The sequence below is a fragment of the Kitasatospora purpeofusca genome (genome assembly GCF_042691725.1).
GTDB lineage: Bacteria > Actinomycetota > Actinomycetes > Streptomycetales > Streptomycetaceae > Kitasatospora > Kitasatospora purpeofusca_B.
In genome coordinates, this window is record NZ_CP170483.1 from 4,167,620 (window position 1) to 4,187,654 (window position 20,035).

Annotated in this window: 9 protein-coding genes; all 9 read right to left on the minus strand. The window is 73.0% G+C overall.

Annotation, left to right across the window (positions count from 1 at the left end; translation table 11 throughout):
- Positions 1 to 22: 22 nt before the first annotated feature.
- The 9 genes from ACFCLZ_RS17585 to ACFCLZ_RS17625 all read right to left on the minus strand — a co-directional run bounded on the left by ACFCLZ_RS17585 (position 23) and on the right by ACFCLZ_RS17625 (position 19,994).
- Entirely contained in the window at positions 23 to 1,081 is a 1,059-nt protein-coding gene (locus ACFCLZ_RS17585; protein ID WP_380285850.1) for an MDR family NADP-dependent oxidoreductase, read from the minus strand.
- On the minus strand, positions 1,078 to 2,847 hold the full coding sequence (locus ACFCLZ_RS17590) for a phytoene desaturase family protein (RefSeq protein ID WP_380285851.1): 1,770 nt from the start codon (positions 2,845 to 2,847) through the stop codon (positions 1,078 to 1,080). Before ACFCLZ_RS17590 ends, ACFCLZ_RS17585 begins: the two co-directional genes overlap by 4 nt.
- A 102-nt stretch (positions 2,848 to 2,949) precedes the next feature.
- The gene (locus tag ACFCLZ_RS17595; RefSeq protein WP_380285852.1) at positions 2,950 to 4,140 is read right to left on the minus strand and encodes a cytochrome P450; all 1,191 of its coding nucleotides are present in this window, start codon (positions 4,138 to 4,140) and stop codon (positions 2,950 to 2,952) included.
- A 58-nt stretch (positions 4,141 to 4,198) separates the two neighbouring features.
- On the minus strand, positions 4,199 to 13,660 hold the full coding sequence (locus ACFCLZ_RS17600) for an amino acid adenylation domain-containing protein (RefSeq protein WP_380285853.1): 9,462 nt from the start codon (positions 13,658 to 13,660) through the stop codon (positions 4,199 to 4,201).
- 218 nt (positions 13,661 to 13,878) lie between these two features.
- A complete protein-coding gene (locus ACFCLZ_RS17605) occupies positions 13,879 to 14,757 on the minus strand; it encodes a sterol desaturase family protein (protein WP_380285854.1) in 879 nt (292 codons plus the stop codon).
- A gap of 349 nt (positions 14,758 to 15,106) precedes the next feature.
- On the minus strand, positions 15,107 to 15,787 hold the full coding sequence (locus ACFCLZ_RS17610) for a 4'-phosphopantetheinyl transferase family protein (protein WP_380285855.1): 681 nt from the start codon (positions 15,785 to 15,787) through the stop codon (positions 15,107 to 15,109).
- A gap of 86 nt (positions 15,788 to 15,873) precedes the next feature.
- Positions 15,874 to 16,359, minus strand: a complete 486-nt coding sequence (locus tag ACFCLZ_RS17615) for a nuclear transport factor 2 family protein (RefSeq protein ID WP_380285856.1) — start codon at positions 16,357 to 16,359, stop codon at positions 15,874 to 15,876.
- A 57-nt stretch (positions 16,360 to 16,416) separates the two neighbouring features.
- Entirely contained in the window at positions 16,417 to 18,591 is a 2,175-nt protein-coding gene (locus ACFCLZ_RS17620; protein WP_380285857.1) for an MMPL family transporter, read from the minus strand.
- Positions 18,588 to 19,994, minus strand: coding sequence for a flavin-containing monooxygenase (locus tag ACFCLZ_RS17625; RefSeq protein ID WP_380285858.1), 1,407 nt, complete (start codon positions 19,992 to 19,994; stop codon positions 18,588 to 18,590). The genes ACFCLZ_RS17620 and ACFCLZ_RS17625 overlap by 4 nt, the downstream gene beginning before the upstream one ends.
- Between the last annotated feature and the right edge of the window lie 41 nt (positions 19,995 to 20,035).

Sequence of the window (20,035 nt, forward strand, 5' to 3'; positions counted from 1 at the left end):
CGTCCGCCCGCCCGGAACCGGCTCACACCTCGACCAGCACCTTGCCCCGGTTGGTCTCCCGGTCCAGGTAGAGGCTCCGGTAGGCCTGCGGGATCGCGTCGAAGCCCTTGTGCACGGTCTGGTGGTAGCGGATCTCCCCGCTGCCGACCAGCCCGCCCAGCTCCCGGTGCATCTGCGCCAACAGCGGCTCGGTGAACCACTCCTGGGCGAAGATCCCGCGGATCGTGGTGCGCGGGAACATGATGTACGGCAGCAGCCGCGGCCCGGTCAGCTCGCCGTTCACGGTGGTCGCCCACTGCCAGCAGACCGCCACCCGGCTGTCCACGTTCAGCATGGTGAACACCGCGTCCGTGACGGTCCCGCCCAGGTTGTCGAAGTACCGGTCGACGCCGTCCGGCGCCGCGAGCAGCAGCGCCTGCCGGGTCTTCTCCGCGTCGTCGCTCTGCGCGTAGAGCACCACCTCGTCGAAGCCCAGCTCGCGCAGGTACTCCGCCTTGCCCGGCGAGCCGGTGGTGCCGACCACCCGGCCGGCACCGGCCCGCTTCGCCAACTGGCCCACCAGGGTGCCGATCGAGCCGGACGCGCCGCTGATCACCACGGTGTCGCCGGGACGGACCTCCAGGAAGCGGGTGAGCGTGCCCCAGGCGGTCATCCCGGGCGCGCCCATGACGCCGAGCGCGGTGGACAGCGGCAGCCGCTCGTCGTACCAGGACGGGTCGAGCCGGCGGTAGGCCGGGAAGACCATCGGAAAGGTGCCGGTGGTCCACAGCTCCTCGGCGCCGTTGTGGACGACGTGGGTGCGCCAGCCGCCGAAGCCCTGCACCAGGTCGCCGACCGCGAACGCCGCCTCCGGTCCGGCCTCGACCACCTCCATGATCGAGTCGGCGCCCATGTGGTGGCCGATCGGCGTCTCCAGCGCCAGGCCGTTCTGGTACGGGTCCACCGAGACGTACCTGGTCCGGAAGAGCATCTCGTCCGGCCGCAGGTCGATCTCGACGTCCTCCACGGCCTTCTCGTAGATCCGGTTGACGTCGGGCACACCGTCCAGGTGCTCCCGGACCACCCACTTCTCGATCCTCATGCCAGGGCTCCCGTCTCCACGTTCTCGCTGTCCTCGGTCCGCGCCGCCGTGCCGACGTCCGCCGGCTCCCCCCGCCGGGCCGGCTCGGCGGCCCGGCCCACCGGGATGACCAGGTGCGTCGGCATCGGCGCGCTCCGGTCGATCTCGGCGGTGAACTCCAGCCCGTCGTCCCGGCAGACGAACTGCATGACGTGCCGTCCGGCGGCGGCCGCCCGGATCAGCCCGCCGATGGTCGCCCAGACCCCGGAGAGGTAGAAGTTCGACAGCCCGGGCAGCACCGGGCCGCTCCGCTTGATCTCTTCCTCCACCGTCTCGGCCCCCTCCACGAAGGGGTTCCAGCCGGGGAAGGTCCCGTCGTAGACGCCGGTGTAGCGGACCTGGGTGAGCGGGGTGCACACGTCGGCGATCGCCACCGCGTCCTTGAAGCCGGGGAAGCGCTCGTCCAGGAAGCCGACGATGCCGTTGCGGACCTTCCGCTTGGCCGCCATGTACTCCCGGCCGTGCTTGACCGGCAGGGTGTGCAGTTCCTCGCCGCGCCGGATCCGGGAGGACTGCTCCGGGCCCTCGTGCAGCGCCCGCCACGGGGCGATGTCGGAGAAGTACGTCGCGAACACCACCGTGGAGTCGGACGGCGCCAGCTCCGGGTAGTGCCGGGTGCGGAACTGGACGTTCATCGACGGGCAGCGGATCCCGGTCAGCTGGGCCGCCTCCCGCTCGCCCAGCAGGTAGGTGGTGCACGGGTCGCCCGCCGGGAAGGGCTTGCGCAGGCCCAGGAAGAGCGCCACGTACCCGGGCGACAGCTGGCCCGGCTCGTCGATCAGCGAGGTGTAGAGCCGGCGGTAGGTGTCGTTGAGGTACTGGCCCTTGAGCAGCTTCATCACCGTGGTGTGGCCGTCTGCGGCGGACACCACGATGTCGGCGCGGTACTCCCGGCCGTCACTCAGCCGCACGCCCACCGCACGGTCCCGCTCGACCAGGATCTCCTCGACCTTGGCGTTGTAGGTGATCTCCCCGCCGAGCCCGCGGTAGCGGTCCTCGATCGAGCGGGCCAGCGCCAGCGAACCGCCCTCCGGCACCCCGGCGGCGTGGTTGGCGTGCGAGGCGAGCTGGAAGTAGAACGGCAGCACCGGGAAGGCCGGGTGCTTCTCGTAGAGGATGAAGTTGAAGGCCTCGCGCAGCAGCGGGTCGCGGAACCGCTGCGAGAAGTCCGTCATCAGCACCGCGATCGACTTGCGGACGGTGTTGAAGTACGGCGTGAAGGAGGCCAGCATCCGCCAGCGCTCCAGCCGGCCCATCAGCCCGACCGGCTTGAGGAACGGGTAGGCCGCGAGCGCCTTGCGGAAGGTCCGGATCCCCGCGCAGAACTCCCGGATCGGCGCCGCGTCGGCCGGCGAGAGGCCGAGCAGGTGCGCCTCCAGCCGGTCCGGGTCGGAGTAGAAGTAGACCGCCCGGCCGTCCCGGCCCCGGACGATGTTGAACACGTCGAAGTGCCGCATCTCCTTGCCCTGGAGCGCGCCCAGTTCGAGCCAGATCTGGTACATCTCGTTGCCCGGCCCGTTGCCGAGCAGCCAGCTGATGCACCAGTCGAAGGTGAAGTCGCTGCGGTCCCAACCGGTGCAGGAGCCGCCGGGGATCTCGTGCATCTCGAAGATCCTGGTGCGGTAGCCGTTCATCCGGGCGTAGCACCCGGTGGACAGGCCGCCGAGACCGCCTCCGACGATGATCATCGACTCCCGCCGGGGTGCGGTGTCCGTCTGCCGTGCCATTCCTGGCCTTCCTCGTCGTCCTTGCCTAGCCGTGCGTCGCCAAGCCGTGCCTAGCCGTGCCTGGCCGTGTCCTGCCGTGGCATCAGTGGGGGTGGCGGTGCGTCACCACGTGACCGGGAGCGCCTGCAGGCCGTTCACCATGGCGTCCTCCTTCCAGCGCAGCTCGCGCTCGGGAACGGCCAGCCGCAGGCCCGGCAGCCGGGTCAGCACCTGCTCGATCGCCACCTGGAGCTCCAGCCGGGCGAGGTGCGCGCCGATGCAGTAGTGCACGCCGTGACCGAAGCCGATGTGCGGGTTGGCCGGCCGGTCCAGCACCAGCCGCTCCGGCTCCTCGAACACCTCCGGATCCCGGTTGGCGGCGGCGGTGGCGATCATCACCGCCTCGCCGGCCCGGATCACCACCCCGCCCAGCTCGACGTCCTCGGTGGCGTACCGGGGCAGGCTGAAGCCGGTGAGCAGCGGCACGTAGCGCATCAGCTCCTCGACGGCCTTCGGGATCAGCTCGGGCTGCTCCCGCAGTTTCGCCAACTCCCCGGGGTTCACCAGCAGTTGGTGGAAGAAGTTGCCGATCTGGTTGGTGGTGGAGACGAAGCCGGCGATCAGCAGGTCGCAGGCGATGGAGAGCAGCTCCTCCTCGCTGATCAGCCGCTGCTCCCGGCAGGCCCGGACCAGCGTGGTCAGCAGGTCGTCGCCGGGCTCACGGCCGCGCAGCTCCAGCACCCCGGCCATGTGATCGATGAACGCCTGCCCGTCGACGGCCAGCACCTCGCCGGGGGTGACGGCGGAGAGCACCGTCTCCGCCCAGCGCCAGAGCATCCGGTGGTCCTCGGCCGGGATGCCGAGCACCTCGCAGATGATGGTGGTCGGCATCGGGATCGCGAAGTCCTCGACCAGCTCGGCGGGCTGCCCCTTGGCGAGGATGCCGTCGAGCAGCTCGTCGGCCAGCTCCCGGGCCCGCACCCGCAGCCGCTCGACCCGGCGGGCGCTGAACTCCTTGGCCACCAGCGAGCGCAGCCGGGTGTGCTCGGGCGGCTCGGTGGAGAACAGGCCGGCGCCGGTGCGGGCCACCGGGCGCATCCGCGGCTGGTCCTCGCCCATCGCGGCGGCCAGGCTGAACCGCGGCTCGCCGAGCACCGTCCGGACGTCCTCGTAGCGGGTGACCAGCCAGGCGCCGTCGCCGTACGGCATCCGGATCCTGACCAGCGGCTGCTCGCGCAACTCGGCGTAGCGGGGGTCGAGTTCGAGGCCGTTCGGCTCGAAGGGGTAGGTCAGCGGCGGGTGCTGGCGGAGCATCGGCGGATCCGTCTCTCGTGCGGGGGCGGGCAGGCTCGGGGCTCGGCCCTGGGCCGTCTCAGGACGCATGGGGGGCGGCTCCGGTCAGGATCGACCGGGCGAGCCCGGCGTTGTGGGCGATGAACTCGCGGTCGAGCATCTCGGCGTGGGTGCCGAAGCCCTTGAAGACCGCCGTCCGGGTGGCCGAGCTGCCGTGCCAGGCGCCGTGCTGCCCGGCCTCGTACAGCGCCACCTTCTCGTCGTCGGAGATCACGCTGAGCGCGGCGGTGACCACCCCGAGGTTGGGCGTGCGGCTGCAGAAGCTCAGGTAGTCCCGGGCCTGTTCGCGGGTCTCCTGGGCGACCGCGGCCGAGCCGGTGTGCCGCTGGAGGTGCTCGGCCAGCTCCCGCTCGAAGGCCTGGAGGTGCTCGTCGGCGAGGTCGAAGGACTCCGGGATGCGGTGCGAGTCCATGATCACCACATTGGGCACCGCCCGGCCGCGCCGCTCCAGCTCCTTGGCCACCTCGAAGGCGAGGTTGCCGCCGAGCGAGTAGCCGAGCAGGGCGCACGGCCCCTCCGGCTGGAGCCCCTCGACGAGATCCGCGTACCGGTCGACCTTGTCGTCCCCGGTCACGTAGTTGAAGGCGACCATCCGGTACTCCGGGAGGTGCGCCGCGAACTGCCGGTACACCAGCCCGTGGCCGCCGGCCGGCGGGAAGCAGAAGAGCGTCTGCTGCTGCTCCTGGTTGAACCAGAGGTACGGCTGGGCGCCCTCGATCCGGCCGGTGATGATGTGCTCGACGGTCTTCGCCATCCCGTGCAGGGTGGTGACCTTGAAGAGCTGGCTGACCGGGATGCTGATGTTGAGCTCGGCCTGCAGCCCGTGGATCAGCTCGATCAGCTTGATCGAGGAGCCGCCCGACTCGAAGAAGTCGTGCTGGAGGCCGGGCTCCTCGATGCCGAGCAGCGCCCGCCAGTGCTCGGCCATCCGGACCTCGTAGAGGGTGACCGGCGGCTCCGCGGCCTCCGCGGCGTCCGAACGGGGCTCGGGCAGCGCGGCCGTGTCCACCTTGCCGTTGGCGGTGAGCGGCAGCGCGGGCAGCTCGACGAAGTGCGTCGGGATCATGAAGGTCGGCAGGTAGCCGGCCAGGTGGCGGCGCAGCTCGCGGTGGTCGAAGCTCCGCCCGGGGGCCGGGACGCAGTAAGCGCAGAGCACGTGCTCGCCGTCGCGGTCCGGCCGGACGGTGACCACCGCCCGCTCCAGCTCGGGCCAGTCGGCGAGCTGGGTCTCGATCTCGCCCAGCTCGATCCGGTGGCCGCGGACCTTGATCTGCGAGTCGGCCCGGCCGAGCAGGTGCACCCCGCCCTCGGTGTCCCAGCGGGCGAGGTCCCCGGTGCGGTAGAGCCGGACGGGCCCGGTGCCGTGGGCGCCGCCGAGCGGCAGGGTGGCGAACCGGTCGGCGGTCTGCTCCTCGTCGCCGAGGTAGCCGAGCGAGACGCCGGAGCCGCCGATCCACAGCTCCCCGGTGACGCCCGGCGGCACGGGGCGGCCCTGCGCGTCGAGCAGGTAGAAGGCGCTGTTGGGGAACGGCCGCCCGATCGGGACCATCCGACTCGGCTCCAGACCGTCCGCCGGGCCCTCGAAGTACGCGCTGTCGATGGTGGTCTCGGTCAGGCCGTAGGAGTTGACCAGCCGCGTGCGGGGCCCGCACAGGGCGCCCAGCCGCTGGTACTCCTCGACCTTCCAGACGTCCGAGCCGACCACCAGCAGCCGCATGAACGCCAGGTCCTGCCCGGTGCGCTCGCAGTGGTCCAGGACGGTGCGGACCACCGCCGGGACGAACTCGGCGGCGTCCACCCGCTCGGTGCGCATCACCTGGTAGAGCCGGGCGGTGTTGAACAGCAGCTCCCGACCGATCAGCACCAGGGCGCCGCCCGAGCAGAGCGCGCGGACCACGTCCCCGGTGAAGACGTCGAAGGACGTGCTGGCCATCTGGAGGTGGACCCGGGCGTCGGTGTCCAGCCGGTACTCGGCCTGCCAGGCCCGGTACGCGGAGGCGAGGTTGCCGTGGGAGACCCGCACCGCCTTGGGCCGGCCGGTGGATCCGGAGGTGTAGATGACGTACGCGGGGTCGTCGTGGGACACCACCGCGTCGGTGAACCCGTCCTCGCCCTCGTCGAGTTCGGCGGTGGTGACCAGCCGGGCGGGCAGCGCGCCGAGCCGCTCGGCGTCGTCGCCGACCAGCAGGGCGGCGCCCGCGTGCCCGACCATGTACGCCAGCCGGTCCACCGGGTGGCCCGGGTCCAGCGGCAGGTAGGCGGCGCCGGTGCGGAGCACCGCGAGCAGGGCGGTGATCAGCTCCGGCGACTTCGGCAGGCAGAGCGCCACCACGGTGCCCGGCCCGGCGCCCAGCGCGCGCAGCCGGGCGGCGGCCCGCCGGGAGCGCTCGGCCAGCTCGCCGTAGGACAGTCGGGCGGTCGGGCCGGACTCGGCCGGCGCGGCCACCGCGGGCGCCGCCGGGTCGGCCGCCGCCGCCCGCAGCACCAGTTCGTGGACCGGCTCCGGGAACGGCACCTGCCGGTCGGCGCCGCTCCACTGCCGCAGGACCACCGCGCGCTCCTCGCCGCCGAGCAGTTCGAGACCGGTGGCGGCCCGCTCCGGGCCGGCCGCGGTCAGCGCGTCGAGCAGGTGGACGTAGTGGCCGGCCATCCGGGCCATCGTGGCGGGCAGGAAGAGGTCGGTGTTGTACTTGAAGACGCAGTGGAAGCGGTGCTCGGCCTCGTCCTCGTAGGCGGACAGCGTGATGTCGAACTGCCCCTCCTCCTCCGGGAGTTCGATGTACTCCAGGTGGTAGCCGTACTTCTCGGTGGCCACCTTGTGGTGGAGCAGGATGAACATCGCCTGGAAGACCGCCGAGCGGCTCGGGTCGTGCTGCAGCCCGAGCTTCTCCACCAGCAGCACGAACGGGTACTCCTGGTGGTCGAGCCCGCCGAGCACCGTGCTCCGCACCCGGTCCAGCAGCTCGGCGACGGTGGGCCCGCCGGCCAGCGAGACGTGCAGCGGCAGCGGGTTGACGAAGTAGCCGTAGACGCCGGCGAACTCCTCGTCGGTGCGGCCGGTCACCGGGCTGCCGACGATGATGTCGTCCTGCCCCGCGTAGGCGTGCAGCAGCAGGTAGTAGGCGCTGAGCAGCACCATGAAGACGGTGACGTTGTGCTCGCGGGCGAGCGCGTGCACCCGGGCACTGAGCTCCTCGTCCAGCACGAAGAACTCGGAGGCGCCGTTGTGGGTCTGCACCGCCGGGCGCGGCTTGTCGGTGGGCAGGCTGAGGATCGGCACCTCGGCGGGCAGGTGGGTGCGCCAGTACTCCAGCATCCTCGGCGCCTCGCGGCCGGCCAGGAAGGCGTTCTGCCGGTTGAGGAAGTCCAGGTAGCGGGCGGCCACCGGGGGCAGCTCGGGCACCCGGCCGCGGCGCAGCCCCTCGTAGACGGCGAGCAGCTCCTCGATGAAGGTGAAGGTGGAGATCGCGTCCGAGATGATGTGGTGGACGGCCTTCATGATCACCCAGCGGGCCGGTCCGCGCCGGAACAGCCGGAACCGCACCAGCGGGTCCCGCTCCAGGTCGTACGGCTTGCGGTACTCGCGGACGATCATCGCGTGGATGTCGTCCCAGGCGAGGCCCTCGACGTCGAAGACCCCGAAGTCCGGCTCCACCGCGGCGGAGATCCGCTGCACGGCACGGCCGCCGTCCAGCACGAAGTTGGCCCGCAGGCTCGGGTGGCGCTCGACCATGGTCCGGAAGGCCAGCGCCATCAGCTCGGGCTCCAGCTCCACCCGGACCTCGACGGCGCCGCCGATGTTGTAGGCGAAGCCGTCCGGGTTGAGCTGCTTGAGGAACCAGAGCGCCTTCTGGTTCTGGGTCAGCGGGTGGGCCGACTCGTCCTCGTACCGCTCGACCTCGGCCGCGCCCGGGCCGTCCGGGTCCTCGTCCAGCAGCTCGGCCAGCGACTCCTGGAGCCGGGCGACCAGCTCGGCCACCGGGGTGTTGCCGAGCAGCGCCACCACCGGGAGGGTGACACCGAGTTCGCTGCTCAGCCGGGCCCGCAGCTCCATCGCGAGCAGCGAGTCCAGGCCGAGGCCGCCGAGGCCGGCGGCGGGGTCGACCTGCTCGGCCGGCACCCGCAGCACGGTGGCGGCCAGCGTCGCGAACCGCTCGGTGAGCAGGACCCGCCGCTCCTCCTCGCCGGCCGACCGCAGGGCGTCCAGCAGGCCGGTCTGCCCGGCCGCCGGGGCGGCCTCCCGGGCGGCCGCGGCGAGTTCGGCGACGAGCGGGGGCGGCGCCGGGTACCAGGAGAGGAACACCGGCCAGTCGACGACGGTGGCGACCAGCAGCTGGGCGCGGTCCTGGCCGAGCACCCGCTCCAGCACGGCCATCCCGGTCTCCGGGGCGAGCGAGCTCATGCCCCGGCTGTGCCGGTAGTGGTCGATGAGGCCGAGTTCCTCGATCATGCCGGTGGCCCACGGGCCCCAGTCCAGGCTGAGCGCGGGCAGGCCGAGGGCCCGGCGGTGGTGGGCCAGGGCGTCCAGGAAGGCGTTGCCGGCGGCGTAGTTGGTCTGTCCGGCGGTGGTCAGCAGCGAGGCGATCGAGGCGAACAGCACGAAGTGGTCGAGCGGTTCGCCGGCCAGCTGCCGGTGCAGGGCGAAGGCACCGAGCACCTTGGGGCCGTAGACGGTCTCGAAGGTCGCCCGGTCCAGTTCGCCGACCAGCGTGTCCCTGACCTGCCCGGCGAGGTGGAAGACGCCCCGGATCGGCGGCCGGTCCAGCCGCCGGTACTCGGCCAGCCAGGCGGCCAGCGCGGCCTCGTCGGTGACGTCCAGCGGCGCCGGGACCGGCTCGGCGCCGAGCGCCTCCAACTCGCGCAGGAAGGCGGCCCGCTGCCCGGCCGCGCTCGCCGGGTCGAGGTCGCGCCACTGTTCGCGCGGCGGCAGCGGGCTGCGGCCGACCAGGATCAGCCGGCGGGCCCCGCGCTTCACCAGGGTGCGGCAGAGCAGCCGCCCGAGCGCCCCGAACGCCCCGGTCACCAGGTAGGCCGCGTCCGCCCGCAGCCGCGGCGCGAGCGGCCGGCTCAGCCCCTCGGCCGTCCGCAGCCGGCTGGTCAGCCGCCGCCCGTCGCGCAGCGCGATCTCGTCCTCGTCGGCGAGCGCGAACTCCCGCAGCAGGGCCTCGGCCTCGGCCTCGGTTCCGCCTCCGGCTCCGGCTCCGGCTCCGGCCTCGGCGGACGGGCCGAGGTCGATCAGCTTCCCCTGGTGGGAGGGGAGCTCCTGGTGGCGCAGCACCCGGGTGATGCCCCAGGCGGGGGCGGCCAGGGGTTCGACGAGCTCGCCGGGGGCGACGGACTGGGCGGAGCGGGTCACCACATGGAGGCGGCAGTCGGGGAGTTCGGCGGCCAGCAGGGCGGCGAGGGCGACCAGGCTGTAGGCGCCCGCGGCCGTGTGGCCGGCGACGGAGGCGTGGTCGGCCCCGGCCAGCCCGGGCCGGTCGAGGTTCCACAGGTGGACCACCGCGGCCGGGTCGGGGGAGCCGGCCGCCCGGCGGTCGGCGAGCAGCCGGGCGAGGTCCTCGGCCGAACCCGGGTCGACGGTGGCCGGGCGGTCGCCGTCGGCGGGCCGGTAGCCGGGGCCGGGACGGACCAGCAGGCAGCTGCCGCCGCGTGCGGTGATCCGCGCGGCCAGGGCGTCGGCGACACCGTCCCGGTCGGCGAACAGCAGCCAGTGGTCGGGGTGTTCGGCCAGCAGGTCGGGGGCATCGGCGGCGGCGGGCAGCTCCGCCCAGGCGGGCTCGGCGAGCCAGCCGTCGATGGTGCCGAGGCCGACGGCGGTGGCGGCCTGCTCGACGTCGGCGGCCCGGAAGCCGGTGATCCCGCCGAGCGGCGCACCGGACTCGTCGTACACCGCGAGGTCGCCGACGAGTTCGCTGCCGGCGTCCCGGGTGACGGTGGCGTGCACCCACAGCGGGCGCTCGCCGACCGCGTCCAGCCGGACCTCCGCGATCGCCACCGGCAGCCGGATGCCCCCGGATACGGGGCGGCCGTCCAGCAGCTGGGGCGTCAGCAGGGTCTGGAAGAACGCGTCCATCACCACCGGGTGCACCTGGTGGTGCTCCCCCTGCCCGGCGACCGGCGCCGTCGGGCGGATCCGGGCCAGCGCCTCGCCGGGCCCGATCCAGACCTCCTCGATGCCCTGGAAGGCGGGTCCGTAGTGGTAGCCCAGCGCCGCGAGTCCGGCGTAGCAGTCCGGCCCGTCGAGCCGGCGCAGGGCCCGTCCGCGCACCGCCTCGACGTCCAGCGGCCGGCCGGGCCGGCGGCGCTGGGCGGGGCGGACGGTGCCGACCGTGTGCACGGTGCGCTCGGCGCCCTCGCCGGTGGCGACGGTGAACGAGCCGTGCTCGGCGCAGAGGGTGAGCCGCACGGCGCGGCTCTCCTCGTCCGGCAGGAACAGCGCCTTGCGCAGCTCGATGTCGGCCAGCGCGGCGTCCGTGCCGCCGGTGAGCGCGCGGACCGCCTGGACGGCCATCTCCAGGTACCCGGCGGCCGGGAAGAGCACGTCGCCCTGGATCCGGTGGTCCTCCAGGTAGGGCAGGGCCTCGGCGTCCAGCCGGGCCTCCCAGGCCGGTTCGGCCCCGGGCAGCCGGCGGCCGAGCAGCGGGTGGTCGAGCCGCCCGCGGCGGACCTGCTCGACCGGGCGCGGCTCCACCCAGTGCCGGTCGCGCCGGAACGGGTAGCGCGGCAGCGGGACGATCCGCCCAGTGGGCTGGAGCGCCGACCAGTCGACCGCGACACCGAGGTTGTGCAGGGCGGCCAGCGAGGCGGTGAGGACGGCCCGTTCGTCCTCCTGGCGGCGGATCGAGGGCAGGGTCCGCACCTCGGGCCGGTCCGCCGTGCCCGGGTGGGCCTCGACGGTCTCCTGGATCGAGCGGCCGAGCACCGGGTGCGGGCCGATCTCCAGGAACAGCCCGTAGCCGTCGTCGGCCAGCCGCTCCACGGCCTGCCGGAAGCGCACGCTGTCCCGCACGTTGTGCCACCAGTACCCGGCGTCGAGCTCGGTGCCGTGCGCGGTGCCCTCGCGGCCGGTGAGGTAGAGCGGGACCTGCGCCGGGCGGGCCTTGAGGTCGGCCAGGGACTCCAGCAGCTCGTCCTTGATCAGCTCCATCCGGGCGCTGTGGTACGGGACTTCGACGGTCAGCGGCCGGGCGAAGACCTGCTCGGCGGTGAGCGCGGCGGCGAGCTCGGCCAGCACCTTCTCGTCCCCCGCGAGGGTGAGCGAGCCGGGGCTGTTGACGGCGGCGACCGAGACGGCGTCCCCGTAGGGGCGGATCCTGCGCAGCGCCTCGGCCTCGGTGAGCGCGACGGCGAGCATGCCGCCGGTTCCGGCGAGCCTCTGCTGGAGGCGGCTGCGGTGGACCACCACCTTGACCGCGTCGGCCAGGTCGTAGACGCCGGCCTCGTGGAAGGCGGCGACCTCGCCGGTGGAGTGCCCGACGATCGCGTCCGGCCGCACGCCCCGGCTGCGCCAGAGCGCGGCCAGGCCGATCTGGACGGCGAAGTTGGCCGGCTGGGCGAGCCAGGTCTCGGCCATCCGGGACGCCGCCTCCTCGGCGGCGAGTTCGTCGATCAGCGACCAGCCGGTGAGTTCGGCGAGGTGCTCGGCGCACTGCTCGACGGCCTCCCGGTAGACGGGCTCGGTGGCGAACAGCTGACGGCCCATCGCCCACCACTGCGGGCCCATCCCGGTGAAGACCCAGGCCAGCCGGCGGTGCCGGGCCTCCCGACGCTGGTCGGCCAGGACCCGGGGGTGCGGCTCGCCGCGCAGGTGGGCGGTGAGCGCCTCGTCGAGGGAGCCGCGGGCGGCGTGTTCACGGGCGTCGTAGACGACCGAGAGCCGGGCGTCGTGGTGCTGGCGGCGGTGGGCGAGGGTGTGGCCGAGGTCGGCCGGACGGGCCGGGCTGCCGCCGCGGACGCCGGCCAGTTCGGCCCGGACGCCGGCGGCCAGTTCGGGCAGCGCGGCGGCGTCCCGGGCGGTGAGCGGCAGCACCGTCCAGGCGGGCAGGTCGGCGGCGGGAGCGGCATCGGGAGCGGCGTCAGGGTCGGGGTCGGGGTCGGCAGGGGCCTCGGGCTCCGGCGCGGCCTCCAGCAGGACGTGCGCGTTGGTGCCGCCGAAGCCGAAGGAGTTGACCCCGGCGCGGGCCGGTCCCTCGTGGGCCGGCCAGGGGGTCGCCTCGGTGGGGATCTCGTACGGCAGGGCGGCCGCGTCGATCGCCGGGTTGAGCCGTTCCAGGTTGATGTGCGGCGGGATGGTCCGGTGCTTCAGGGCAAGTGCGGACTTGATCAGTCCGGCCAGGCCGGAGGCGGACTCGGTGTGCCCGATGTTGGTCTTGACCGAGCCGACGTAGCAGGTGTCGCCGGGGCGGCGGCCGACGGCGAGCGCCCGGGCCAGCGCGTTCGCCTCGATCGGGTCGCCGACCGGGGTGGAGGTGCCGTGCGCCTCGACGTACTGGAGGCTGCCGGGGGTGATCCCTGCCTCGGCGCAGACCCGCTGGATCAGCGCGACCTGGGCGTCCGGGTTGGGCACGGTGATGCCGTTGGTCCGGCCGTCCTGGTTGACGCCGCTGCCGATGACCACGGCGTGCACCGGGTCGCCGTCGCGCAGGGCGTCGGAGAGCCGCTTGAGCGCGACCACGGCGACGCCCTCGGCCCGGACGTAGCCGTCGGCGGCGGCGTCGAAGGTGCGCGAGCGGCCCTGCGGGGAGAGGAAGCCGCCCTTGGTCTCGGCGATGGTGTACTGCGGGGCGATGTGCAGCAGGGTTCCGCCGGCCAGTGCCAGGTCGGTCTCGCCGCGTTGCAGGCTCTGCGCGGCGAGGTGGACGGCGACCAGCGAGGAGGAGCAGGCGGTGTCGAGCGAGACGCTGGGGCCGCGGAAGTCGAAGCAGTGCGAGATGCGGTTCGACACCATCGTCATCATCGTGCCGGTGGCGGTGTGCGCGGCGATCGTCTCGAAGGAGAGGTCGGAGAACTGGACGATCTTGTAGTCCAGGGTGAACGCGCCGACGTAGACGCCGACCTCACGGCCGGCCAGCTCGGCCGGCTTCTGCCCGCCGTCCTCCAGCGCCTCCCAGGCCACCTCCAGCAGCTTCCGCTGCTGCGGGTCCATGTGGTCGGCCTCGCGACCGCTGATGCCGAAGAACGCCGGGTCGAACTCGTCGAAGCCGTCGATGTAGCCGCCGCGGCCGCCGACCAGCCGGCCGGGCTTGGCCTTGTCGCGGCTGCCGAGGGTGGCGACGTCGTAGCGGCTGCGCGGGGTGGCGGTGATGCAGTCCTTGCCGTCGAGCAGGTTCTGCCAGAACGACCGGTGGTCGCAGGCCCCGCCGGGCAGGCGGAGGCCGATCCCGATGATCGCGATCTTCTCCGGCCCGGCGGCGGACGGGCCGGCGGGTGCGGGGCGTTCGGAGAGTTCCGGTGGGGTGACGAAGCGGGAATCCGTCATGCGAGTCGAGTCCTTGAGTCGCTGCGATCGCGCGTGCGGACGGTGCGGGAGCGCCGCGCGCGCCGGGGGACGGCGGCCGTGCGCCGGTTCCGGGCAGGCCGGACGCCGGGTCGGCCGAAGGGACGAGCCGGTCGGGAGGGGGCGATCGGGAGGGGTCGGTCGGCGTGGGAGCGTCGGGCGTGGGAGCGTCGAGTGCGGGCGGGTCGGGTGCGGGCGGGTCAGGTCGAGCCGGTCGGCGAGCCGGCGGCCCGGGCGGGGCGGCGCCAGGCCTGGAGGTGGCTGGCGACCACCCGGTCGGTGGCGGGGAAGCCGCCCGGATCGGCCAGCCCCACCGCGACCGGGCGGCGTCCCGGCCGCCAGGTGAAGCTGCCGAAGGCGTGGTCCCACACCGAGAGGTCGGAGCCGTAGTGGCCGGCCTCCGCCAGGTCGGTGCTGTGGTGCAGCCGGTGCTGCTCGGGCCCGGCGAGCACGTGGTTGAGCGGGCCGAGCCGGACGTCGATGTTGGCGTGCACGAAGTAGCCCTGGGCGACGACGAACAGGCCCACCACGAACACCGCCGGTTCCGAGAACCCGGCCAGCGCCAGCGAGAACTGGACGCAGCCCTGGGTGAGCAGGACGTCCAGCAGGTGGTTGACCCCGTTGTTGCCGACGTTCACCTTGTCGGGCACGTGGTGCACCCCGTGCAGCCGCCAGAGTCTCGGATGGGTGTGGCACCAGCGGTGGACCAGGTAGTTGGCCAGCGAGCCGAGCAGCAGCGCGGCCGGGATCTCCGCCCAGAGCGGCAGCGCCCCGTGGGGCGGGGCCGCCCAGCCGACGAGTGCGGACACCGGCACCTGGGACAGGGCCCCGCCGATCATCGTCAGCATGAAGTAAACGCCGTACCAGCCCCACTCCCGCGCGTTCGGCACCCATTCCGGTTCGTACGGAATCAACCGTTCGAGCAGCGCCATGTATCCGATCGTCCCGAGCAGGAAGAGCTGGTTCGCCCGGCCGAGGTCCCAGCGCATCCGCAGGGTCGCGGCCGATATCACGACCAGGGCCACCAGCAGGGACGGGTAGGCGACATGGCGCAGTGCGGCGCGAAACTGCTCACCCATGACGACCCCCTTCACGGTCCACCGTCGAACGATCACCGAAAGTGTTCGTTCAGATACTAAGGGCGCCCGGAACGCATGGCGAGGCATTTTCGAGGGGAATCATGGAATTCTCGATTTGTCTGATGATCTACAGACCAGCAATTCACTAGAATACGTGAAAATTCAGCCATCGACGCACTTTCATGGCCGATTGAGCAAGGTAATTCGGCACATCATCATTCCGGTGCGTGCCACACTTTCGCGCGGGCCACGGCCACCGCACCACCCTGCGGGCGCCGCCTCCGGACTCCACGGTCCCCCGGCCTCTGATAGCACTGCCGCCCGACCCGTCGGCGCCGCCGACCCGGCGTCAGCCCAGGGTGTGCCGCAGGCGGTACGGGACCGTCGTCGACGCGCCCGGGAGGGCCACGGCGGCGGCGTGCCGGTGACCGGCCGGGAGGTCGGCGACGGCCCAGCCGGGCGGCCGGCGGCCGGGCTCGGCGGTGCCCAGGTAGTCGGCGGCGGGCGGACGGCCGAGACCGATGCCGAGGCCCTTGAGGTAGGCCTCCTTGCGGGTCCACAGCCGGGCGAACGCCCGGGGCCGGTCCGCCGGGCCGACGTCCGCCAGCTCGGCCCGCTCGGCGGGGTGGAGCGCCGGGGACAGCACCTCGACGCTCTCCGCCCCCGGCAGCGGCTCGACGTCGACGCCCACCGGAACCGCGGCGACGCCGATGAGCACCCGGCCGCCGCCGTGCGAGAGCGAGAAGTGCGGGGCACCGGGGCCCCCGTCGGCCAGCCGGGGCCGGCCGTGCGGCCCGGAGCAGTCGGGGCACGGCTCCCGGACGAAGACCAGCGACTCCGGCGCGGCCCCCAGGCGCCGGCCGAGGACGCCGCGCAGGGCCACGTGCGCGGCCAGGTAGGTGGTCCGGTCCGCCTCCCGGACGAACCGGGCGGCCCGCCGGTGCTCCTCCTCGTCGAGCCGGCCCAGCGCGGCCCGGTCCACCGGCACGGCGGCGGCGTCGAGCAGCCACAGCTCGACCGTCGGGTCCATCGCGCCCTCCCGCCCGCCGCCCGGAAGTCCGTGCGGGCGGTCCGGGGCGCCGCCGGACCGCCCGCCTTCGCGCACCCGAGCGCCCGTCACCTGCCGACGCGGGCCTCGCGGAACGGGCCGGGGTCGCCCACCGGCTCGGCGACGGCCTCGCCGACGCCCTGCCCGCCGAGCTTCTCCAGGACCGACTCCAGCAGCTCGGTGTCGCAGTAGATGTGCAGCTCGGTGATCTTTCCCCACGCGATCCGGACCACGTGCACGCCCTGGTTGGAGTAGTGGTTGCCCTCGCGGTCGGTGAGGTGGTCGACCCATTCGACGAAGGCCACGGTGTCCCAGGGCCAGCCCTTGGCGACGACCTTCTTCAGCTCGAAGCGCAGGTCGGGCATGACCTCCGCCAGCCGGTCGTACCACCGTTGGATCTGCTCGGGGCTGTGGCGCCCGCCGGACAGCGCGTGCCCGCCGGAGAACCAGTGCTCCGCTTCGGGGGTGAACTGCCGCACGATGGCGGCGTAGTTGCCGCGGTTGACCTCGGCGAAGGAGGCGCGGAGGTTGCGCCGGACGATGGCGTGGTACACGTTTCCACCTCTGGTCGTGGTGATGACGGTCGTGAGTGGTGACGGTGCGTCAGAACCTTACGACGACTTCTCGACGGCCAGCGGCGGCGCCCCGCCCTCGCGCAGTCCGAAGCGCGCGTACAGCCACCGCAGCGGGGACGGCGCCCACCAGTTCCAGCGGCCGAGCAGACGCATCAGCGAAGGCACCAGCAGCGCCCGCACGATGGTGGCGTCCAGCAGCACGCCCAGCGCGGTGCCGAGGCCCAGCTCCTTGATGAACACGATCTCGGAGGTGGCCAGCGCGCCGAGCGCCACGCAGAACAGCACCGCGGCGGCCGTGACCACCCGCCCGGTGCGGCCGAGTCCCTGGGCGACCGACTCGACCTCGCCGGCCCCGGCGTCGCGCGCCTCCTTGATCCGGGCCAGCAGGAAGACGCCGTAGTCGGTGGAGAGCCCGAAGACCATCGCGAACAGCAGCACCGGCTGGGTGGCGTCCAGCGCGCCCTGCGCGTCGGCGCCGAACAGCCCGGCGCCGTGGCCCCATTGGAAGACGAAGACCAGGATGCCGAAGGTCGCGGCGAGGGTGAGCAGGTTCATCAGCACGGCCTTGAGCGGCAGCACCAGCGAGCCGGTCATCAGCAGCAGCACCAGCATGCTGGTGAGGAAGACGATCAGCGCGGCGGCCGGGAGCCGCCCGGCGAGGCTGTCCTCGAGGTCGACGAAGGTGGCGCTCTGCCCGCCGACCAGCACCTCGTCCGGCCCGGAGAGCGCCCGCACGTCCCTGACCAGGCGCCGGCTCGCCTCGCTGAGGCCGGGCTCCTTCGGGGTGACCCGGACCAGCCAGGTGTCGCCGTCCAGTTGCGCCTCCGGGCCGACCGAGGCGGCGCCCGGCAGGGCGGCGATGTCGGCGCGCAGCCCGTCCACCCGCTCCCGGGCACCGGCCCGGACCCCGTCGCCGGAGGTGACCACCACGACCTGCAACGACTCCAGCGGGTCGGCGGGGAAGTCGGCGCGCAGGGTGTCGTCCACCGCCCGGCTGCCGGCGCCGGTGGGCAGCGAGGCGGGGCCGACGGTGGTGAAGGCGACCTTCAGGAACGGCAGGCCGAGCACCACCAGCAGCGCGCTCGCGCCGATCGCGACCAGCGGGGCGCGCCGCATCACCCCGCGGGCCAGCGCGAACCAGCCGCCGTCGGTGCTCTCCGGCGCCTCCAGCGAGCGGCGCCGGCGGGCCGGGGCGAGGAAGTCGATGTGCCGGCCGAGCAGCCGCAGCACCGCGGGCAGCACCAGCAGCGCGACCAGCAGCGCCGACGCGGACACCAGCAGGCCGCCGACCGCCATCGAGTAGAGGAAGCGCTGGCGGAAGACGAACAGCGAGGCCATCGCGGCGCTCACGGTCAGCGAGCTGAACAGGATGGTGCGGCCCGCGGTGTGCAGGGTGGCGCCGATCGCCCGGCCGACGTCCGGGTCGACCGCCAGCTCGTCGCGGAACCGGGAGACGATCAGCAGGCTGTAGTCGATGGCGAGGCCGAGGCCGAGCGCGGTGACCAGGTTGAGCGAGAAGATCGACATCGGGGTGATCAGCCGGTCGACCAGCCGCAGGCCCAGCAGCGTGAGGACGACGTTCAGCCCGCCGATGACCAGCGGCAGCGCGGAGGCCACCAAGCTGCGGAAGATCCACAGCGAGAGCACGAACAGCACCGGGAAGGCGAGGAGTTCGGCCCGCTCCAGGTCGTGCTGGACGGTGCTGACGACCTGGTTGCCGACCACCTCGCTGCCGCCGAGCCGCACGCTCCGGTCGCCGTCGAGGGCTTCGGACAGCCGGTCGACGGCGTCCTGGTAGTGGTCCCCGGCACCGTCCTTGAGCCGGCCGACCACGATCGTCCGGGTGCCGTCACGGGAGACCAGGCCCGGGTCCTGGGCCTGGTAGTACGTCAGGACGTCCGCGAAGACGGGGTCGCCGGACATCAGCCCGGCGACCTTGCCGACCTCGTCGCGGGTGCGCCGGTCGTCCACCGGGGCGCCGGTGTCGACGAGGGCGATGATGCCGCCGTCGCTCTGGATGCCGGTGGCCGCGCCGATCCGGTCGTCGGCCCGTACGCTGCCCGATCCCGGGGTGACGAAGTCCGGGTTGCCGCCGGTCAGCGAGGTGATGACGGGGGCGCCGAGAAAGGCCGCCACCGCGGCCACCGCGACGGCGCACAGCACCATCACCCGGGCGTGCCGGTCCGCCGACCGTGCGATCAGGTCCATCATGCGTGGCTCCTCGGCCGGGTCGCCGCCGTTGCGTCGGCCTCCTCCGCAAGAACCCCGCCGCGCGCGGCGGCCGGCGGTTCGACGTTCATCCGGCGGACGAGCTTGCGCAGCAGCGCCCGGTAGGAGAAGTGCTCAACCTGGAGCCAGTGCCGCTCGGAGTCGTAGTACCGGATGCCGCCGTTCAGTTGGGCCGCCGCCATCGGCGTGGCCTTGGCCCGCTTGAACCAGACGGCGCGCTGCGGGTCGGTCCGCAGCAGGTGCAGATAGCGGGCCATGAGCTGCGACTGGTAGTCCATGATCGGCCAATTGCCGGTGGAAGTCTGGAAATATCCGATGACGAAAAGATTGTCGTATTCCGGGTGAAAGGCATTGAGGTGCAACTGCGGAGTGCGCCCGCCCCAGTTCAGGTACGTGCGGTCGATGAAGGGGAATTCGGTCATCCGGTATCCGGTGGCGTAGACGATGACGTCGTACGCCTCCTCGCTGCCGTCGGTGAACTTCACCCGGTCGCCGCAGAGTTCGGCGATGTCGGGCTTGGCGCCGATGTCACCGTGGCCCAGGTGGTAGAGCAGCGTCGAGTTGATGACGAAATGCTCCTCGAGCAATTTGTGTGACGGCTTGGGCAGCCCGTACTGCTCCGGCCGTCCGGCACTGTTGAGCCGCAGGAAGAGACTACCGAAGAAGCGCACCACGGGCCGCGGCATACGCCACTTCAGGACGGTCTCGTACAGCACGTCCGTCGGCATACCGAACAGGTATTTCGGCCAGTAGTAGCAGCCGCGGCGGATGCTCAGCGAGGTCGACGCGGCGTTCTGCGAGGACTCCACGGCGATGTCGCAGCCCGACGTCCCGCCGCCGACCACCAGCACCCGCTTGCCGCGCAACGGCTCCGGGTCGCGGTACTCGCAGGAGTGCAGGGTCTCGCCGTCGAACTTCCCCGGGTACTCCGGGTACCGGGGGCTCCAGTTGTGGCCGTTGGCGATCACCACCCCGGCGTACCGGCGCAGTTCACCGCCGTCGAGGGTGACGAACCAGTCGGGCGAGCCGTCCCGGCGCTCGATCCGCTCCACCGTCCGGCCGAACTGGACGTGCTCGTGGACGCCGAAGTGCTCGGCGTAGGACCGCAGATAGGCGTGCGCGTGCTCGCGGCCGAGGTAGGTCGGGTAGTGCGCCGGGATCGGGAAGTCGTCGTACTGGATGTAGGGCTTGGACGTGATGAGGTGGACCGAGTCGTAGGCGGCGCTGTGGGTGTTGCCGCCGTACCAGTTTCCGCCGACGTCGTCCGCGCGCTCGATCACGTCGCACTCGAACCCGAACTCCCGCAGGTTCTTGCCGGCGGCCAGTCCGCCCGCCCCGGCGCCCACGACGCAGTAGGCGCTCGACCGGTCGACGATCGTGGTCAACGGTTCCCCCTGGTGATGTCTGCCGTGCCCCGGGGCACGGT